At 69.5% G+C, this 17,906-nt stretch carries 18 protein-coding genes; 2 read left to right on the forward strand and 16 right to left on the reverse strand.

The genetic code is table 11. The annotated features are described in order from the left end of the window. Positions 1-262: 262 nt before the first annotated feature. The 3 genes from JWP65_RS20085 to JWP65_RS20095 are packed head-to-tail and all read right to left on the reverse strand — an operon-like array spanning position 263 to position 1,229. Positions 263-487 carry a hypothetical protein gene (locus tag JWP65_RS20085; RefSeq protein WP_367280474.1) on the reverse strand — a complete coding sequence of 75 codons (225 nt, stop codon included), beginning with the start codon at positions 485-487 and terminating at the stop codon, positions 263-265. 30 nt (positions 488-517) lie between these two features. Continuing rightward, complete coding sequence (locus tag JWP65_RS20090) at positions 518-772, reverse strand: hypothetical protein (protein ID WP_367280475.1); 255 nt, start codon at positions 770-772, stop codon at positions 518-520. Then, entirely contained in the window at positions 732-1,229 is a 498-nt protein-coding gene (locus JWP65_RS20095) for a VWA domain-containing protein (RefSeq protein WP_367280476.1), read from the reverse strand. The genes JWP65_RS20090 and JWP65_RS20095 overlap by 41 nt, the downstream gene beginning before the upstream one ends. A 304-nt stretch (positions 1,230-1,533) precedes the next feature. On the opposite strand from JWP65_RS20095, the gene JWP65_RS05335 reads away from it, so the two are divergent. After that, complete coding sequence (locus JWP65_RS05335) at positions 1,534-1,734, forward strand: hypothetical protein (RefSeq protein ID WP_299761057.1); 201 nt, start codon at positions 1,534-1,536, stop codon at positions 1,732-1,734. A 205-nt stretch (positions 1,735-1,939) separates the two neighbouring features. Next, positions 1,940-2,950, forward strand: coding sequence for a glycosyltransferase (locus JWP65_RS05340; RefSeq protein WP_299761058.1), 1,011 nt, complete (start codon positions 1,940-1,942; stop codon positions 2,948-2,950). 37 nt (positions 2,951-2,987) lie between these two features. Here JWP65_RS05340 and wecC read toward each other — a convergent pair whose 3' ends face one another. The 13 genes from wecC to JWP65_RS05405 all read right to left on the reverse strand — a co-directional run bounded on the left by wecC (position 2,988) and on the right by JWP65_RS05405 (position 17,851). Further along, on the reverse strand, positions 2,988-4,274 hold the full coding sequence (gene wecC / locus JWP65_RS05345; RefSeq protein ID WP_299761059.1) for a UDP-N-acetyl-D-mannosamine dehydrogenase: 1,287 nt from the start codon (positions 4,272-4,274) through the stop codon (positions 2,988-2,990). Continuing rightward, positions 4,271-5,404: a non-hydrolyzing UDP-N-acetylglucosamine 2-epimerase gene (wecB, locus tag JWP65_RS05350; RefSeq protein WP_299761060.1), complete on the reverse strand. Its 1,134-nt coding sequence runs from the start codon at positions 5,402-5,404 to the stop codon at positions 4,271-4,273. Before wecB ends, wecC begins: the two co-directional genes overlap by 4 nt. A 190-nt stretch (positions 5,405-5,594) precedes the next feature. After that, entirely contained in the window at positions 5,595-6,869 is a 1,275-nt protein-coding gene (locus JWP65_RS05355; RefSeq protein WP_299761061.1) for a capsular biosynthesis protein, read from the reverse strand. Then, positions 6,866-9,007 carry a capsular polysaccharide biosynthesis protein gene (locus JWP65_RS05360; protein WP_299761063.1) on the reverse strand — a complete coding sequence of 714 codons (2,142 nt, stop codon included), beginning with the start codon at positions 9,005-9,007 and terminating at the stop codon, positions 6,866-6,868. The genes JWP65_RS05355 and JWP65_RS05360 overlap by 4 nt, the downstream gene beginning before the upstream one ends. Before the next feature lie 19 nt (positions 9,008-9,026). Next, on the reverse strand, positions 9,027-10,796 hold the full coding sequence (locus tag JWP65_RS05365; RefSeq protein ID WP_299761065.1) for an SLBB domain-containing protein: 1,770 nt from the start codon (positions 10,794-10,796) through the stop codon (positions 9,027-9,029). Positions 10,797-10,803: 7 nt separating this feature from the next. After that, positions 10,804-11,970, reverse strand: coding sequence for a chain-length determining protein (locus JWP65_RS05370; protein WP_299761067.1), 1,167 nt, complete (start codon positions 11,968-11,970; stop codon positions 10,804-10,806). Next, a complete protein-coding gene (locus JWP65_RS05375; RefSeq protein ID WP_299761069.1) occupies positions 11,967-12,632 on the reverse strand; it encodes an ABC transporter ATP-binding protein in 666 nt (221 codons plus the stop codon). Before JWP65_RS05375 ends, JWP65_RS05370 begins: the two co-directional genes overlap by 4 nt. Continuing rightward, positions 12,629-13,411, reverse strand: coding sequence for an ABC transporter permease (locus tag JWP65_RS05380; protein ID WP_299761071.1), 783 nt, complete (start codon positions 13,409-13,411; stop codon positions 12,629-12,631). Before JWP65_RS05380 ends, JWP65_RS05375 begins: the two co-directional genes overlap by 4 nt. A gap of 393 nt (positions 13,412-13,804) precedes the next feature. After that, complete coding sequence (locus tag JWP65_RS05385) at positions 13,805-14,935, reverse strand: hypothetical protein (RefSeq protein WP_299761073.1); 1,131 nt, start codon at positions 14,933-14,935, stop codon at positions 13,805-13,807. 458 nt (positions 14,936-15,393) lie between these two features. Beyond that, positions 15,394-15,858, reverse strand: a complete 465-nt coding sequence (locus JWP65_RS05390; RefSeq protein WP_299761075.1) for a BON domain-containing protein — start codon at positions 15,856-15,858, stop codon at positions 15,394-15,396. 32 nt (positions 15,859-15,890) lie between these two features. Beyond that, positions 15,891-16,391 carry a hypothetical protein gene (locus tag JWP65_RS05395; protein WP_299761077.1) on the reverse strand — a complete coding sequence of 167 codons (501 nt, stop codon included), beginning with the start codon at positions 16,389-16,391 and terminating at the stop codon, positions 15,891-15,893. A gap of 15 nt (positions 16,392-16,406) precedes the next feature. After that, positions 16,407-17,357 (reverse strand): Ku protein, encoded by a 951-nt coding sequence (locus JWP65_RS05400; RefSeq protein WP_299761079.1) that lies wholly within the window; start codon positions 17,355-17,357, stop codon positions 16,407-16,409. Positions 17,358-17,494: 137 nt separating this feature from the next. Next, positions 17,495-17,851 (reverse strand): hypothetical protein, encoded by a 357-nt coding sequence (locus JWP65_RS05405; RefSeq protein ID WP_299761081.1) that lies wholly within the window; start codon positions 17,849-17,851, stop codon positions 17,495-17,497. Positions 17,852-17,906: the final 55 nt, after the last annotated feature.

The raw sequence follows: 17,906 nt of genomic DNA on the forward strand, positions 1-17,906 counted from the left end.
GCTGGCCGGAATGTCGTTCTTCCTGTTCGGCGCCGGGCCCATCATCTGGACCATCACGACGACCACGCTGCGCCAGAGCGTTGACGCCGCACGGCCTGCTGGACCGGGTCGGCGCGGTGTTCCCGACCGCGTCAACGCCGGCGCCGGACCGGTCGGTGCCGCGCTCGGCGGGAGCGTCGGCGCCGTCCGGGCGAAGCGGCCTGCCGGTGGCTGGCTTTTGCCGGGTTCGCGCTGCAGGCGGTCGTCGCCCTGGCCTCCCGCGTCAGCGGGCCGCGCCGCTTGCCCGCGTGAACGGGCCTTTCAGGTCAGTCGCCGGAGCCAGAGCACCGACAAAGTTGCCCCAGCCACCCGCGAGCAGCGCCGTCAGGCCGGTCAGCTCGGTCTCGCGCCGCACCACCTGCAGCCGCGAGCCCCGGGTCTGGTAGACGCTACGCCGCTTTTCCGCCGTGCCGGCATGGTGGTACTCGCCGCCAGTCCGGCGCGCCACCTCGCGCAGGGTGGGCTCGTCGAGCTTGAGCTAGATCGGCATGCCCTCGGACGTGGCGACCTCGCCGTCGACCGTGCCCAGCCCCACCACGTGGATGCGCATGCCGCGGTCGGCCGCCATCTTCGGCGCCGCCAGCGTGTCGAAGCCGGTGGTGCTGCGGCCATCGCTCAGCAGGATGATCGCGGCGGACTGGTACGAGCCCGGCGCCACCGGCGTGACCTGCCGCGGCGGCGGCCTGGCCTTGTCATCGAGGCTGCGGCCCTGCCGCTTGCCGCCAAACGTCATCTCGCCCAGGGCGATCCCGTGCTCGGGGAACAGTTCCGCCAGGCACAGCAGTGATGGCGTTGCCCACCGCGGTGCCCGTCTGCATCTGCAAGGCGTCGATGCCCGCCACCAGCGGCGCGCGCTCCAGCGTCGCGGCCTGGGCCACCTGGGTGCTGCCGGCGAAGGTGACCAGGCCCCCTTCGATGTTGTCCGGCAGCTCGCGCAGGAACAGCTTGGCGGCCTCCTGCGCGGCCACCAGCCGGGTCGGCTTGACGTCGGTCACGCGCATGCTCAGCGACACGTCCATGGCCAGCATGATCGACGAGCGCGCCCACGGCAGCGGCACCCGCGCCACCGGCCGCGCCGCGGCGAGCGTCATTGCGCAGAACGCCAGCAGCAGCAGCGCCGGTGGCACGTGCCGCCGCCAGCCGGAGCCGACGGCCGCAGCCCGCACGACGGTGAGGCTGCTGTAGCGCACGGCCTGCTTGCCCGCCGGCGCAGCAGCCACAGGTACAGCGCCGGCAACAGCCCAATCGCCAGCATCAGCCAGAGGAACTGGGGCCACAGGAAGAACATCGGTGGTGCCTGGCGCAGCTCGTGCCGTGTGGCAGGCGATGGCTGCCGGCGGCGCGGGGCACGATCTCCCGCAGTGCAGCAACATCGTTCCCCGAAACCGGAAGGTTGGCAACCGGGGCGCGGAGCGCCGCGCCGCGACAGGGTAGAGTCGGGACGCGTGCGAATGGGTCCCGGCCGGAGGCCCGTCGACGCGAAGGAGGATTTCCATGTCTGACCAGCCCGTGATCAAGGACCTGGACGATGCCGGGCGCCGCGGCGTCAACAGCGCGGCGGCGCTGGCCCGCGAGCAACTGAAGTACGCCCAGGTGCTGGCGCAGGAGGCCGTGCCGCCGGGCACGCAGCCCGACCCCCAGCTGCTGGCCGCGCTGCTTGCCGCCATCGCGTCGAACTACGCGGCGGTGAAGTAGCCTGCACCGGCAGCGGGCGTGCCGCCGGCCCGCCGGGCGCCCCGCGATGGGTGTGTAAAATTCGAAGCTGCATCCCAAGGCGAGGCGCGCGGGCTGCACTGGCGATTCCCGCACGCCGCCTTCCCACCATTCGCAGTATGCCGACCATCGAAGTCAAGCCAGTGACAGCTGCCGCCACCGCGCCGTGCGCGTCGCTGGAGCAGTGATGGCGCCAGCAGCCGCGCCGCGCCTGCGCATCGCGCTGGTGGCCGACGAGCTGACCCGCATCGGCCTTCAGCCCGATTGCGAGCTGCGCAACCTGACGCCGCTGAACTGGCGTTGGCTGCTGCGCACCTGGCGGCCGGACATCGTGCTGGTGGAGTCGGCCTGGGCCGGGGTGCGCAACAGCTGGAAGTACTGCATTGCGGCGTATTCCGACGTCCCGCGCCGCTCCAACCGCAAGCTCGAGCAAATGGTCGCGTTCGCCCGCGGCCGCGGCATCCCCACCGTTTTCTGGAACAAGGAGGATGGCGCGCATTTCGACCGCTTCATCAAGAGTGCCTGCCTGTTCGACCACGTCCTGACGGTGGACGAGAACTGCCTGCCGCGCTACCGGGCGATGCTTCCGCCCGCGGCGACCGTCGGCACCATGATGTTCCCCGTGCAGCCGCTGCACCATGCCTTTACCGGCTTTCGCTTCGAAACCCGCCGCGCGAACTTCCTGGGCAGCTACAGCCACCACATCCACGACCGGCGCCGCGAACGCCAGCGGCTGCTGTTCGAGCCGGCGGCGGGAATCCTGGGGCTGACGGTGTTCGACCGCAATTCGGACCGCAGCTCGGCCAACTACCGCTATCCGCAGCTGGCCGGCATGGAGGTGCGGCCGGTCGTGCCCGTCGACCGGACCGGGGCCATCTACCGTGAATTCGTCGCTTCGCTGAACGTCAACACGGTGGAAGACTCGCCCACGATGATCTCCCGGCGGCTGATGGAGATCATGGCCTGCGGCGGCATCGCGGTCACGACGCCGGCATTGAGCATCGAACGCCATTTCGCCGGCCTGGTGCTGGCGATCGACAGCGAGGCCGAGGCGACCGAGCAGTTCGAGCGCCTGCGCCACGGGCCGTCGGCCGACGACCTCGAGCGCGCCCGAGCCGCAGCCGACCTGGTGGCCAGGGAACACACCTGGGCCAGCAGGCTGGTCCACCTGCGCCGGCTCGCGGGCCTGGCCGGCTGAACGAGCCTGTGAGCGTGGCGGCCGCGGCCGCCTGCGGTCAACTGCCCTTGCGCCGCTCCAGGCTGATGCCGACCGCGTCGACCACTTCCTGGGCCGGGGCCAGCTGCTCGCGCAGGCCCTGGAACTCCTTGTGCGCCACGAGGACGGCGACGACGTCGGCGCCCTGCAATGCTTCCTCGAGTTCCACCAGCGGGTAGTCCTGGAGCGACCGTGGCAGGGCCAAAACATTCGGCTCCACCACCAGCAGGCGCGCGGATGTCGAGCCGGCCAGTTGCTCGGCGATGTGCAGGGCCGGGCTTTCGCGCAGATCGTCGATGTTCGGCTTGAACGCCAGTCCCAGCACGGCAACCTTGACCTGGTCCTCGGGCGTGCCGGCGGCCACCTTGCGGTCGATCGCGCCGCGGATCTGCCCCAGCACCCAGCGGGGCTTGCCGTCGTTGACTTCACGGGCCATCCTGATCAGCGGCGCCTGTTCCGGCGTCTTGTCGACGATGAACCAGGGATCCACCGCGATGCAGTGGCCGCCGACGCCGGCGCCGGGCTGCAGGATGTTCACGCGCGGATGCCGGTTGGCCAGCTGGATCAGCTGCCACACGTTGATGTCCAGCTTGTCGCAGATCAGCGAGAGCTCGTTGGCGAAGGCGATGTTGACGTCGCGGAAGGCGTTCTCGGTCAGCTTGCTCATCTCGGCCGTGCGGGCGTTCGAGAACAGCAGGTCGCCGGTGACGAAGATGCGGTAGACCTCGGCGGCGCGCTGCGAGCAAGCCTCGGTGAGGCCGCCGATGATGCGGTCGTTGTCCACCAGTTCGCGCACGACGTGCCCAGGCAGCACACGCTCGGGGCAATAGGCCACGTGCACGTCCACTTCGCCTTCACTGCCGGGGGTGGGAAAGCGCAGGTCGGGGCGCGCCGCGGCGAGCCATTCGACCATCTGCTCGGTGGTGCCGACCGGCGAGGTCGACTCGAGGATGACGATGTTGCCGCTCGCCAGCACCGGGGCGATCGACTCGGCGGCCGAGCGGACGTAAGTCAGGTCGGGCTCGTGGTTGCGCTTGAAAGGCGTCGGCACGGCGATCAGGAACGCGTCGGCGGCTTCCGCCCGGGTGGTCGCGCGCAGGTAGCCTTCGGTCACGGCCGCATGGACGATCATGTCCAGCTCAGGCTCGACGATGTGGATCTCGCCCCGGTTGATGGTGTCGACCGCGCACTGGTTGATGTCGACCCCGATCACCCGCTTCTGGCGCGATGCGAACATCGCCGCCGTGGGCAGGCCGATGTAGCCCAGTCCGATCACGGAAATGGTGTTGAGGCTGGATTTCTTCATTCGAATTGACCTGGTTCACTCACTGCGTCGACGATGCGCTCGCAAGCGTTGCCGTCGCCGTAGGGATTGTGGGCGTAGCTCATGCTGTCGTAGGCCGCGCCGTCGGACAGCAAGGTGGCGACCGCATCGACGATCGCGCGGGTGTCGGTGCCGACCAGGCGCACCGTGCCGGCGTCCACCGCCTCCGGCCGCTCGGTGGTGTCGCGCATCACGAGCACCGGCTTGCCCAGCGACGGCGCTTCCTCCTGGATGCCTCCCGAATCGGTCAGGATCAGGTGCGACCGGTCCATCAGGTAGACGAAGGGCAGGTAGTCCTGCGGCTCGATCAGGTGCACGTTGCCGCGGTTGCTCAGGATGCGGTTGACCGGTTCGCGCACGTTCGGGTTGAGGTGGACCGGGTACAGGAAGTCGGCGTCCGGGTAGCGGCTGGCGAGCTCGCCGATGGCGGTGCAGATGCGCTCGAAGCCGTCGCCGAAGTTCTCGCGCCGGTGCCCGGTGATCAGCACCAGCCGGGCGCCGGCGCGCAGCATCGGAAAGCCCGCTGCCAGTGAACCGCGCAGCGAGGCGTCGCTGTCCAGGCGCTGCTTGACCAGCAGCAGCGCATCGATCACGGTGTTGCCCGTCACGTGGATGGCCGACGGGGCCACGCCTTCGGCCAGCAGGTTGGCGCGCGAGCGTTCGGTTGGCGCGAAATGAAGCCGCGCCAGCGCCCCCGTCAGCTTGCGGTTGGCCTCTTCCGGCCACGGCGAATACAGGTTGCCGGTGCGCAGGCCCGCCTCCACATGGCCCACCGGGATCTGCTGGTAGTAGGCGGCGAGGGTGGAGGCGAAGGTGGTGGAGGTGTCGCCGTGGACCAGCACCAGGTTGGGACGGTAGTCCTTGAGCACGGGCTCGATGCGGGTGAGGATCTCGCTGGTGATGCCGGACAGGCTCTGGCCGGGGCGCATGATGTCCAGGTCGAAGTCGGGCCTGATGCCGAACAGCTCCAGCACCTGGTCCAGCATCTGGCGGTGCTGGGCCGTGACGCAGACCCGGGACTCGATCTCAGGGCGTCGGGCCAGGGCCTTGACCAGCGGGGCCATCTTGATGGCTTCCGGGCGGGTTCCAAAAATCGTCAGTATCTTCATCAAGTTACGCAAGCAGTGCAGCGATGGCAGGGGCGAGGAAAATGCGTCGGCTGGGGACGGGGCCCGCCGGCGGCAGCGGAGCAGGGGCGCATCGCGCACGCATCGGGTGCGCGATGCAGCCGCACCGGCGCTCGCCGGCGCGGCGCCCGGCAGCGGCCATTGTAGGTCGGCGCCAACAGCCGGGTCGCCAGGCTCAGCGCGGCGGAGCGGTGAGTTCCTCCATCAGGTCGGACTCGGGGGAGGTCGCCGACCAGCCCGGGCGGGTCCAGACCAGGCCGCCGATCGCCCCCGGGACGTCGAGCGCCCGGTAGAAGCTTCCGTTCAGCTGGGTCTTGGCGATCAGGTGATGGCGGAACTGGCGGTACAGCGTCGCATTGGGCGCGCTGCGATTGGCCGCGGCCCAGAAGTCGTCGAGACGGCCCTGGTACGTCAATCCGGGCATGTCGTACAGCGAGGTCCCGCAGGCGATGGTGGGCCTGCCGTGGTGCAGCGCCGAGAGCCCGACCGTGCTGTTGATCACGACCACCCCGCGCGCGTGCGTCAGCAGCGTGGGCAGGTGCTGGTCGTGGATGTAGACGACCCGCTCGCGCACCTTGGCGGCACGCGCGCAGGTGCGGATGAAGCGCGAGTAGCTGCGGTAGCCGCGGTCCATGGGGTGGTGCTTGAACACCAGCAGCGTGTCCTTGGGGGCGTGGTGCGCGAACGAGTGGATGGTGGCCGCGATGAATGCCTCGACACCGCTGACGTCGCCATGGACGGTCACCTGGGCGTCGTTGTGCACCTGCAGCGGCGCCAGGAAGAAGCGTCGGCTGAAGTAGGTGATGAGCCGCGTCTCCTGGCCGCGCTCCTTCCACCGGTACCAAAGCTTGCGCCAGGCGGAGCGCACCCAGGGAATCGCTTCGGTCAAGGCCAGCGGCCGATGGTGGACGTAGTCGGGGAAGAAGGGCTTGCCGAGCGCGCCGGCCAGGAAGTAGCCGCAGCCGCAGCGCACCATGGCCCAGTAGGTGTTGCCGACCGCATGCCGGGACGGAACCGACGGCAGGCGCTCGCGGTAGGCCTGCGAGATCCGCGGCAGCTTCGAATAGCCGTTGACCCCGTAGCGCTCCAGGGTGACGTAGTCCGGGCGGACGTAGCCCTCCTCGAACACCCAGACTTCCACGTTCATGCGGGTGGCCAGCGTGCGCGCCTGCTGGTGGATCGGTCGGCAGTCGCCGAACAGGAAGATCACGTCGATGCGCAGTTCCAGCAGGCGCTGTTCCAGCCATTTGGGCCACTCGGCCATGGTGCCCCGGTAATTGAGCGCGCCGCGCCGGAAGTACAGCCAGTCGCCGGCGTTGAAGTTGACCTTGGTCACGTGGGCGCCCGCGCCGCGCAGGTCGTCGGCCAGGCGCGCGAAGAAGGGACCGACGGGCCCCTGCAGCAGCAGCACCTTCTTGCCCGCGAGAGCCTGGATCGACTGGTTGATCATTGCCTCGATTCACCAAGCCAGGCTTGGGCCAACACCTGTGCCTTGCGCCATTGCCGCCGGAAGAACCCGGTCCGCAGCCCTTCCAAGCCCCCCGCCGCCTCCAGAGCCTGGCGGCGCTCGACGATCCGGTGCAGCACGGACTCGCACGTGGTGTAGCCGTTCAGCTCCCAATCCCAATAGAAAGGGTATCGCAACAAGGCGCCGGCGACCAGTTGGTCCAGCGTCAGCCGACGGGTTCGTCGCGCGAAGGCGACGCCATCGTCAACAACGTCTTGCGTGAGCCCCCAGCCAGCGTAGAACGGCTGCCCATAGACCACGACCTGCTTGCCGCGCAACAGGGCATCGAAGCCGGCCAGCGAGGTCATCGTGTGCACCTCGTCGCAGCCGTCGATGCAGCTGACCACCGACAGGTGCGCCTCGATGCAGTCGGCGAATTCCCGTACCCGCTCCAGCCCCAGCCGGCCGGTCCGGTTGCCGCTCATGACGTCCGGGTGCGGCTTGTAGACGATATAGGCGTGCGGACTGGCCCGGCGGGCCGCCTGCAGCAAGCCGAGATTGGTGCGCACCTCGGTGCAGCCGAGCCGGATCGAGGCGTCGTCCTCCACCTGCCCCGGCACCAGCAGCACCCGCCGGCCCTGGGTCGGCCAGGCGGCGGCGGCGCGCGGCTCGAGGTTGTACTTGGTCAGGCCATGGGCGACGATGAAGGCGCGCACCGCGCGGGCGCGCTGCAGCTCTGCCGCGGCGAAATCGGCCGTGTTCAGCAGCAGCTCCAGCTCGGAGGGCCGGCTCGGGTCGAAGTAGATGCCGCGGCGGTCGAGCACCAGCGACAGCGGCCGGATCAGGTCCGAGCCGAGCCCGACCGAGCGCACGTAGCCGTCTTCCATCCGCACGGTTTCGGCACCGGTCCGGGCCGCCAGTTCGGCCAGGCCGGCCGGTGCGGCTGCGCCCCAGTGCAGCAGGCGGTCACCCGGCCCGGGCCGCAGCCGGCTGGCCTGCGCCGCCGAGGCGACAAACCGGACTTGCCGCGGATCGAGCGCCAGCATGGGCCGCAGGGTGGCCGCCTTCCAGCGCCGGAAACCGACGGCGATGGTCCGGCGCGCCTGGGACGCCATCTGCCGCTGCCGCGCCAGCCACTCGATTGCGTCGAAGATGGTCCCGCTGCGGTGCGTGACGGGATCGAGGTAGCGCGTGTAGTGGAAGTAGCCGGCGGCGAACAGCTCGGCGACGCTGCGGCGCCGCTGACGGCGCGGGCTGCGCTGGCGGTCGTGCGTCGCACCCCAGCCGGCGTACCACGGCTGGCCGAAGCAGGTGACCGGCTTGCCGGCCAGCAGCGCCTCGAAACCCATCGTGGAGCTGACGACGTACACAGCGTCCATCCGCTCGATCAGGCTGAGCGGGTTGATCGGGTGCCGCAGCACCACCGTGTGGTCGTCGTCCTGCAATCCTGCAAAGTACCCCCGCTTGCGGCCGGAGCTCACCTCAGGATGGGTCTTGACGAACACGGTCGCGCCGGGATTTTCCGCCCGGGCCGCCGCCAGCATCGTCTGGAAGGTGGCCGCGTCGGCACCGCCCAGGGCCACGCTCAGGTCGCCAGCGGTCTGGTCGACCACCAGGATCCGGCGCTGTCCCGGTGCTGGCGCCGGCGCTCCGCCCGGGCAGTCTTCCCAGTCCGGCGCCGCGTTGTACTTGCCAAGCCGATGGCGCAGCATCAGCTCGCGCGCCCGTTGCACCTGGTCGCCTATGCCCTCGAGCAGGTCGCGCTCCGAGTTCAGCAGGTTTTCCAGGGCGCTGGGGCAGGTGCTGTCGTAGTAGATGCCGACGTCGTCGGCCACCAGCGACAGCGGCGCGAACCCCTTGCCTGTGCCGAAGGAGCGCAGGAAGCCATCTTCCAGCAGGGTGCATGCAAGGTCGTGGACGCGCGCCAGGCGGCTGGCCCGTCGGCCGCTGCGCTTGCGGCCCCAGCCGACGATGGCGGAGCCCGCAGGCAGGGAGCCGGGCATCGGCGCGATGCGCAGCTGCGTGCCGAGCAGCCGCCCCAGGATCGGCTGCCGCCAGATCCCGACGTCGAGCAGGGCGACGTGGCACGGCGCCCCGGGGACCCGCAGGGGCGTCGGCCCCTGCTGCGAAGCCGGCATCATCTTGGGTGGCCTTGCTGGACTACAGACCCAGGACCACCCGGGAGCTGATCGCGATCTGGTAGATGATCTGCGTGATGTCCTTCCAGATCTGGCGCGACTTCACGTCGATCTTGGGCAACACCAGGATCTCGTCGCCGGCCCGCACCGGCGGCCCGTCGTCCTGCAGCGAGAAGAAGCCCTTCTCGCCGCGCGCCTCGGTGAAGCTGCCGTCGCGCCGCGCCACCACAATGCGGGCGGCGTCGGCGTTCTGGGTGTAGCCGCCGGCGCGCTTGATGTAGTCGTCCAGCGTCATGCCATGGTCCCAGGCGACCGCGTTTGGGAACAGCACCTCGCCCGACACCAGCACCAGCCCGTCCCTGGTTGGCACCCGCAGGACGTCGCCGTGCTCCAGCAGCAGGCTGCCGCGCTGCTCGGACTGGGAAATCACCACCTGGCCGCTCGAGTCAATCGACCTTGCCCGGGTCACCCACTGCAGGATCAGTTCGGCTTCCTCCCGGCGCAGGATCGCTTCGTCGCTGGTGCCCGAGCGGGCGGTCAAGGCCGCGGCCTCCAGGCTGCGCAGGGACGTGTTCAGCAGCGCCTTCTGGCGCTCCTTGACGCTCAGGCGGAACAATTGCAGGCTCTCCTGCTCGGAGCGCTCGGAGTACCGGATGTTCTGCAGCAGGTCACCCAGCCGGGTGCCGTACGGCAGTACGTATTCCTGCGGGCTCAGGTGCTCGCCCTCGACCCGCACGGCGATCGTGCCAGGCTTGCGGTCGGCGGTGAATTCCACGTCGTCGCCGTTCTGCAGCAGCACCCGGGCGGCGTCGGCCAGCGCGTAGTACTCGGTGTTCTTGACCGAGCCCGTGTTGCGCACCACGCGCACGTGGGTGGCCATCGCCCGGGGCCGGGCCAGCCCCGCCACGTCCGCCACGGTCCGCCCGTTGTCGGCGAACTCGAACCGCTTGGCGTTCTCGGCCAGGCCGGTGACCTTGACCGTGTTGCCCTTGGGCGCAACGAAGATCACGTCCCCGTCGGACAGCTGGATCAGCGGCATGGTGCCGTTCAGCAGGAACTCGTAGAGGTTGGCGGTGTAGCGAACCTGCTGGCCGCGCTTGACCTGCACGTTCAGGAAGGACCCGCGCTCCGGGTCGATGCCGCCGGCCTGGTCCAGGTAGTTCAGCAGGCTGTCCATGCTGGTGCCGCTGTACAGGCCGGGGCGGTTGACGAAGCCGCCGACGAACACGCGCACCGGCTGGGCCGCGGCCAGGCTGGCGTAGCTGTAGACGTTGTTGCGGAAGGTCTTCGCCACCGCCGCTTCCACCAGCCGCTGCAGATCCTGGTTGCGGGCGCCGAGCACGGGCACCGGGCCGGCATGGGGAATGAAGATGTTGCCGCGCGGGTCGACCGTCAGGACCTGCTCGAACTCGAAGGCGCCCCACAACCGCACCAGGATCCGGTCGCCCAGGGCCACCAGGTAGTCGGGGTTGAACTGGGTTGCGCCCTGGCGCGCGAAGGCGCCGGTGAACAGGTTGGCGCCGAACACGTCGCTGGCCAGGTTGGCCTGGTGCTCGGGCACCGGCGGCGTCCGCGGCGGGCTGGTCACTGGCTCGCTGGCGGCCGAAGCCGGCGGCGTGGCGCTGCGCTGGGCCGGCGGCGGGGTCGTCCCCGGCAAGAGGACGCCAGGCGCTGGCCGCAAGTTGATGGGCCGGCCGGCTCCGGTGCGATCGGTGCCGTCCTGGGCACCAGCGGCCAGCGTGGCAAGCGCCAGGACCAGCGGCAGCGCGCGAGAGGTGATGAATCTGAGCATGGTCGTATCAGTCGGTGTGGTCGCGCATGATGCTCAGGAGCATCTGGGCGATGCCGGCAAGCAGCATGGCCACGATCAGGAACACCAGCGCGTTGTAGACGCGTCGGGGCTCCATGGGGTATTCCGGCATGGTGGGACTCTGCAGCGCCGAAACCTTCTTGATGGTCCGCGTCGCCTCGACGCGGCCCCGCTCCAGTGCGACCAGGGCTGTCTTGTAGACGTCCTGCGCGAAGACGGCGTCCATCTCCAGCCGCTGCATTTCCTCCACCGTGCGGTTCAGGGTGCGCCCCGTGGGCGCCGCCAGCCGGGCCTGCTCCTGGGCGATCTGGCGCTCCACCGCGGCCAGCTGCTGGTTCAGCATGACCACGTTCGGGTGCTCTGGCACCAGATAGGTCAGCAGCGAGCTGCGCTGCGTCTGCAGCTCGGTCCGCGTGCCTTCGAGCCGCGCCACGATCGCTGCGATGCTCTCGGCCGACGCCTGCGGAGAGGCCAGTCCTTTGCGGTCCTGGAACTCCAGCACCGCGCGGCGGGCCGTCAAGGCCCGCTGGTTCATCTGGGCGACCTGCTGCTCCAGGAAACCGACCTGTGCCCGGGCCAGGTCGTGCGCCATCTTGTTCATGAAGCTCTCGCCCTCTGCCACCAGCATCGCCGCGATCGCGTGGGCAGTCTTGGGGTCGTAGGCCTGGGCGCTGATGATCAGTACGCCGGCGTAGTCGTCGTACTCGATGCTGGTGCGTCCCAGGTAGTGCCGGTGGAACCACTCGATCGACGCATCCTTGCGCCACATCCGGGAAAACAAGTCGCGGCTGGTGTCGCTGTAGTGGGCCCGCAGCCGCAGCGTGTCTTCGAGCTTCCTGAGCATGTCCACCGAGCGCAGGTGGTCGCGCAGGAGCAACTGGTCCACCCGGCTGGCGCCACCGGCGCCCATCAGGATGCTCCCCAGGTCCATGCCCTGGCCGCTGGGCAGGTCGGTGCGCTGGATGATCACGTGGGCGTCGGAGACGTAGCGGTCCGAAGCCAGCGCCAGCCAGTACACGGCGGCCAGCGTCGCTGCGATGAGGGCGGCGCCGATGATGCGGCGACCGAAGATGGCGGGCGCCATTTCATGGCGCAGCCAGGAGACCACGCGGGCCGAGAACCGGTTCTGGCCGGTTTTTTCTATGGGTTCCGTCATGCGGGAAGGCTGTCCTTGTAAGCTTTCAGGGCGTCGTCGATCCGGTCGAACCAGTGCGCCTTGCCTTGGTGAATCCAGACGCCGGCTTGGCAGAAACTCCTCAACGTTCCCTCGCCGTGCGACACCATGATCAGGCTGGCGCGGTCGGCGAGGTTCTTGAATGCGGCTGCTGCTTTCTTGCGGAAGGCGGCGTCGCCAGTGGAGGTGACCTCGTCGGAAATGTAGACATCGAAGTCGAACGCCAGCGACATGGCGAACTGCAGGCGCGAGCGCATGCCCGACGAGTAAGTCTTGACCGGTTCGTCGAAGGCGGGCCCGATCTGGGCGAACTCCTGGACGTAGGCCAGCTGTGCCTCGATGCCGTCCTCGCCGCCATGCACGCGGGAGATGAATTTCGCGTTCTGCCGGCCGGTCAGGGAGCCTTGCAGCCCGCCGCCGAAGCCCATCGGCCAGGACACGCGGCAGTTGCGCTCGACGTGGCCCCTGGTGGGGCGGTCCACGCCGGCGATGATCCGCAGCAAGGTCGACTTGCCGGCGCCGTTGGCGCCGATCAGCCCGACGTTGACCTTCGGCGGGATGGTCATGCTCACGCCCTCGAGGACCCACTTGCCAGGTCCGTGCGGCGTGCGGTAGCGCTTGTGGACGTCGTTGACGACGATCATTGGGAGACCAGCCTGGAGGCGAACCGGCGGTGCAGCAGCAGGCCGATGAACATGCTGACCAGCGCGAAGCCGTACAGGTACGGGATGCTCAGGCCCGGCACGGCATGGTAGTTGGAGGCGAAGCCCAGCCGCGCCGCCTCGAGGCCATGGGCGACCGGGTTCAGCAGCAGCCAGTCGCGGTACGGCTGGGGCACCACGCTGATGGGGAACATCACGCCCGAAAGCAGGTACATGGGCATCATCATCAAGCGGAAGATGCGGCCAAGTTCCGGCACCATGTCGGCAACCACCGAAACGATCAGGCCCACTCCGAGCCCAACCAGCCACAAGCCGAAAAACGCCTCCAGAACGGAAAGCGGGTCGGTCGGCACGACGTCGTAGCCGATCAGCGCCGCCCCAGCCAGCACGATGGCGGCGGTGATCGCCAGCAGGAAGGCTTCCAGAAAGCCTCTGACCAGCACGGTGTCGGCCGGCTTGACTTGCCGGTAGGTATAGAGGGCGCGGTTGGCGGACAAGGCGTTGATCACCTGGTCGGCGGTGCGCCGGAACGCGAAAAAGGCCAGCAGGCCCACCAGGATCCAGACGACTTTCTCGATGCCGCCCACCGTCGAGACACGGATCACCCCGAACAGGACCATCAGGTAGGCCACGTGGAAGGCCGGCTCGGCAAACAGCCAGAACCAGGCGCCGCGCGAGGAGAACATGCGGCCCAATGCCTCGCGCAGGAACAGCGCCTTCCAGACGGCCAGCGTGATCGCAAAGGGCGTCCGCTTTTCCATGCCTAGCGTCCCGCCCGCCGCGGCCTGCGGCCGGTCACGCCAGCGCACCCGCAGTGAACAACACATACCGTCATGCGGTGACGCACGAAAACCTCCAAAGATGAGAACTGGATGCCGCCGCATCCGTGCAGTCTGGCGACTTCGGCGCCAGCCCGGAGCGGGGACGGAAGCCACAACCGCGCCATGGATTGTAGTGGTCCGTGGGGGGGCGGGCCGCAGCTCATCCACGCGCCGAGGACGCGTGGGCTGTTCCGTCAAGTCCGCAATGGTAGCGCATCCCCCGTTGCGCCGCCCGGGGCGGGGCCTGGGCTGGGGCTGGAGCTGGCGCTAGCTTGCGTAACCGGCGGGCCGAGGTCCGGCCTGGAGAAAAGGGCCGGCCCGGCCCGGCGCGCGTCAGCCGCGGTACAGGGTCAGGCGTTCCTGCGCCGTCTGGCTGCCGCGGGTCGAGGTCAGCCGTACATCGTAGCGGGCGCCGGCAATCGGGAACGGTCCTGGCGCCACGGCGAAGTTGAAGTTGCCGCTGGCGTCGGCCTGCAGCGTCTGGTCCATCACCTGCTGGGTAAGCCCGAGCAGCCCGGCCACGTTGGCGACGGTCTCGACCTGCACTCGCACGGTGGCGTGCGGCGCGGTCCGGCCCTGGATCACCATGGCGGCGCCCGCATCGATCCGCGCGTTGTTGTCGTGACTAGTCACATGCAGCGGCAGTTCGCCGGCCGGTGCGGCTCCCACTCGATCCCGCTGGCGCTCCACGATGTCGAAGGTCCACGACTTGCTGGTCATGTTGCCGGCATGGTCCCGCACCGTCAGTTCGGCGGTGTAGCGACCGGGGTCCAGGTCGCCGCGGAAGCTGACCTCGTCATCGGTGACGCGGGTGTTGGCGGTGACGTCGCGCCCGCCCAGGCGCAGCCGCACCGACGCCTTGTCGATCCCGCTGCCTTCGTCGGCCAGCTTGGCCGACACTTCGGCCCGGCCGCGTTCGCCGATGCGCTCGCCGTGGGCCGGCGCCATGCCGGTGATTTGCGGCGCCGAGCGGTCGTTGCGGGCTTCGCGCCGTTCTTCACGCCGCTGCTGCCGCTCCTCGCGCCGGTCCTGGCGATCGTCCGCGCGCGAGCCGGAGGCCTGGCCGCCCATCGCCAGCGCCTGGAAGGCCGGCGGGAAGCTGAAGCTGCGGCTGATGGTGCGCTGGCCGTCGGAGACGCGCGCCGTCATCAGCTGCAGCGGATCGATCCGATCGGCGCGGCGCACCACGTAGGCGCCGGTGAAGGTGCCGGGGCCTTGCGGCTGCAGCTGCACCACCACGCCGCTGTCGCCGAGCGCCACGCTGGCGCTGCGGGCATACGGGGTGGCCTGGACCTGCAGGCGCAGGGTCGAGCCGGGCGACAGGCCGGCGTCGGCGTTCAGCGCCATGGACGTCACGGCCGGCGCGGCTTGCTGCTGGGCGGCGGCCGGCTGGGCCACCAGGGTGGCGGCGACGGGCGCCAGCAGCAGCATGGCGGCGACGGTGGAACGAAGTCTTGCTTTCATGGGGTCAGCCCTCCTGGATGCATGGAATGCCCCGAAAGGTAGGCCGCGCCGGCTCGTCGGCATGTAGTCTGCGGCCGGCTCGGCGGGTCGGAAGGCACACGTAAAGCAGGACGGCGCCGCCTGGCTCGTCAGTGCACGCACCGGCGCGGCGCCGGCGTTGGCGACAGCGTGCGGTCGGCGGCCATCTCGCCGGGGGAGCCCTGCAAGCGGTCAGGCGGGCGTCCTCGCCCACGTTGCCGAAGAACTTCTCGGTGGCGGCGCTGCGGGCCACCTGCAATCGGTGCCAGACCAGGCCGCCGGCGCCGACCAGCCGCAGCGCGAGAAAACCCAGGCGCGAAACCAGCTGGCCAAGCCCGCCCAGCACGAGACCGGCGGCACCCAGCAGCAAGATGGAACGACCGGGCAGGGGCCTGGCGCGCGCCGGATGGTGCCGCCGCTGCGGCGGCCCGGCCGCGGTTTCAGGCCGCTTGCGGGCGCGGGATGGCGGTGGCGTCCAGGCCGGCGATCCCGTCCGGGGTGGCGTGGGCCGTCATGGCGTTCACCAGCTTTTGCACGCCCGGCATTTCGCGCAGCTGCAGCAGCAGGCCGTCGCGTTCGTTGGCCAGCACGTCCCCGCTCAGGCGCACCACGCCATCTTGCACCTGCACCTGGATGGCGCCCGGATGGCTGACCAGGCCGTCGAGCCGTTCGCTGATGGCGCTGCGCAGTTCGGCGTCGGCCTGCGGATCCGCCCTGCCCGGGCGGTGGAAGGTCCGACGCGCGTGCCGGCCTTGCATTTCAGCGGGGCGGGGAGACAGGCGCAGGCCGCTGCGCAGCAGTTCGGCGAGGGCGGCGCGGCGCTGCCCGCCCAACTGCGGATCCAGGTAATACATGGCCAGCGCGCCGGCGCCCAGCACGGCCAGCTTGCCCGCGAAACTTTTCATCGGATGCTCCAGTTCATTTTTGCGAATGCCTTTCACGCATAGGTGGACTGCCTGCGGGGCGGCGGCGGCTCGTCACGGACGATGGTCACCTGCTGCAACTTCGCGTGCAGCGCCTGCAGGGCGTATTGGTGCTGGCGCCACAGCGCCATGAACCGCTTGTCGTGTCCGGAGTCGAGCCAGTTCTCGGGGTCGCGCAGCCACAGCGCCTGCTGCGTGCTCAGGAACAGGATCAGCCGGTTGTGCACGGCCATCAATTCGGCCATGTCGCCGGCCAGTTCCGGGAAGAACTTCATCCGGATGGTGCAGGCGTCGTCCAGTGCCGCCTCCGCTTCCGGCCCCTCGCCCTGAAACACCGCGGCCAGCCGCTGCGCGCCGACCCAGTTGGAATACCGCTGCAATGCCAGCAGCAGCAGCCGCGCCTGGGCGCCGCGCAGCTCGTATTGACGGCGGTAGCGCATGAGCACCAGCGTGATCAGGCCGACCAGGAACAACGCGGCCAGCAGCCAGGCCGCCAGGTAGGTTGTCGCGTCCATGCGTCCCCTCGTCTTTCATGCGGCGCGCCTGGCGCGCGCCTTGGTCGCCGGCGCCCGTTTGGCGGCGGGGGATTTCTTTGCCGCCGGCTTGCGCGCCGGGGCCTTGGCCTTGGCGGCGGCCGGCGCCTCGGCCTCGGCCTCGGCCTTGGCGCCGCCCTTGAGGCTGCGGCGCAGCAATTCCGTCAGGTCGATCACGTCGGCGCCCTGGCCTTGCGGTGCCTCCTCAAGCGGGGCCACCGACTCGGTCTCGCCGGCCTTGGCCTTGGCCTCCACCAGCTTCATGATGTCTTCGCGGAACGAGTCGCGGTAGTCGTCGGCGCTCCAGTGGCCGCTCATGTCCTCGATCAGGTGGCGCGCCATTTTCAGCTCGGCATCCTTGAGGTCGCCCTTGCCCGGCTTGGGCAGCGACAGGCCTTCCCAGGAGCGGATCTCGCCGCCCCAGCGCACCAGGTTCAGCACCAGCGCCGGCCCGCACGGCAGCACCACCGCCAGGTGCTGCTTGCTGTGGATCACCACCCGGGCCAGCCCCGCCTTGCCGGTTTCGCGCAGCGCCTCGCGCAGCAGGGCATAGACCTTCTCGCCCTTGTTGATCGGGGCGGTGTAGTACGGCCGCTCCAGGTACACGAACGGCACTTCGTCGACATCGACGAAGGCCTCGATCTCGATGGTCTGAGTGGTCTTGGGGTAGGCCTGGGCCACTTCCTCCGGCGACAGCACGACGTAGTTGCCCTTGCCGTGCTCGATGCCCTTGACCACGTTCTCCTTTTCGATCTCGCGGCCGGTGCGCTTGTTGACCCGCTTGTAGCCCACGGGGTCCATGGTGCGCCGGTCCAGCCAGTCGAAATTCAAGTCGCTTTCCTCGGTGGCCGAATACAGGCCGATCGGGATGTGGACCAGCCCGAACGTGATCGCCCCCTTCCACAGCGAACGCGTGGAGGTCTTGGCCATGCCTTTGGTGTCTGCCATCGAAGTGCGTGAAGATGTTTCCGAGAGTTTGGGAATGTGCATGGACCCCGCCTGTCGGACACACGCCGTGCGTCCTGTAGGCTGCCGCCCCCAGGAGCGTCGGCGGCCGTGAAGCAAGGCGGCCAGGCTCGCCGGGCTCAGAGCAGGAAGCGCAGCAGCGCGCGGCTGCGCTTGGAGGCCGGTTGGCGGGCCGGCGCGAACTGCGCGCATGTCGCCTCCCAGCGCAACGCCAGCCGGCCGAAGCTGGCGCGGCTGCCGCTGTCGAAGCAGCACTGGTCGGCCAGCGTTTCGAAATTGCGGGCGATCCGGCGGGCCAGCAGATAGCGATGGGCAGGGGCCCCGGTCTGCATGAAAGCCGCCATCAACGACAGCGTGGCGGCCCACAGGGCGCGGCTGGCCTGCGCCAGTTGCAAAGCTGCGGCGGCGGCCGGCACCGCCGCAGCTTGCCCAGCGGTCACCGGAGGGGACGCGGATGCTTCGTCGACGAATTGCATGCCGCCATCCTAGACGCCGGGCCGGGCCCGACCATGTCAGTCGGTGGCCCAACCC

It is taken from the genome of Ramlibacter sp., from assembly GCF_028292805.1.
Lineage (GTDB): Bacteria > Pseudomonadota > Gammaproteobacteria > Burkholderiales > Burkholderiaceae_C > Ramlibacter.

Bases quoted from the DNA above. Each gene is read 5' to 3' on its own strand.
- JWP65_RS20090 (WP_367280475.1), bottom strand. From the start codon at position 772: ATGACGTTTGGCGGCAAGCGGCAGGGCCGCAGCCTCGATGACAAGGCC.
- JWP65_RS05335 (WP_299761057.1), top strand. From the start codon at position 1,534: ATGTCTGACCAGCCCGTGATCAAGGACCTGGACGATGCCGGGCGCCGC.
- JWP65_RS05340 (WP_299761058.1), top strand. From the start codon at position 1,940: ATGGCGCCAGCAGCCGCGCCGCGCCTGCGCATCGCGCTGGTGGCCGAC.
- wecC (WP_299761059.1), bottom strand. From the start codon at position 4,274: ATGAAGAAATCCAGCCTCAACACCATTTCCGTGATCGGACTGGGCTAC.
- JWP65_RS05355 (WP_299761061.1), bottom strand. From the start codon at position 6,869: ATGATCAACCAGTCGATCCAGGCTCTCGCGGGCAAGAAGGTGCTGCTG.
- JWP65_RS05360 (WP_299761063.1), bottom strand. From the start codon at position 9,007: ATGATGCCGGCTTCGCAGCAGGGGCCGACGCCCCTGCGGGTCCCCGGG.
- JWP65_RS05365 (WP_299761065.1), bottom strand. From the start codon at position 10,796: ATGCTCAGATTCATCACCTCTCGCGCGCTGCCGCTGGTCCTGGCGCTT.
- JWP65_RS05370 (WP_299761067.1), bottom strand. From the start codon at position 11,970: ATGACGGAACCCATAGAAAAAACCGGCCAGAACCGGTTCTCGGCCCGC.
- JWP65_RS05375 (WP_299761069.1), bottom strand. From the start codon at position 12,632: ATGATCGTCGTCAACGACGTCCACAAGCGCTACCGCACGCCGCACGGA.
- JWP65_RS05380 (WP_299761071.1), bottom strand. From the start codon at position 13,411: ATGGAAAAGCGGACGCCCTTTGCGATCACGCTGGCCGTCTGGAAGGCG.
- JWP65_RS05385 (WP_299761073.1), bottom strand. From the start codon at position 14,935: ATGAAAGCAAGACTTCGTTCCACCGTCGCCGCCATGCTGCTGCTGGCG.
- JWP65_RS05390 (WP_299761075.1), bottom strand. From the start codon at position 15,858: ATGAAAAGTTTCGCGGGCAAGCTGGCCGTGCTGGGCGCCGGCGCGCTG.
- JWP65_RS05395 (WP_299761077.1), bottom strand. From the start codon at position 16,391: ATGGACGCGACAACCTACCTGGCGGCCTGGCTGCTGGCCGCGTTGTTC.
- JWP65_RS05400 (WP_299761079.1), bottom strand. From the start codon at position 17,357: ATGGCAGACACCAAAGGCATGGCCAAGACCTCCACGCGTTCGCTGTGG.
- JWP65_RS05405 (WP_299761081.1), bottom strand. From the start codon at position 17,851: ATGCAATTCGTCGACGAAGCATCCGCGTCCCCTCCGGTGACCGCTGGG.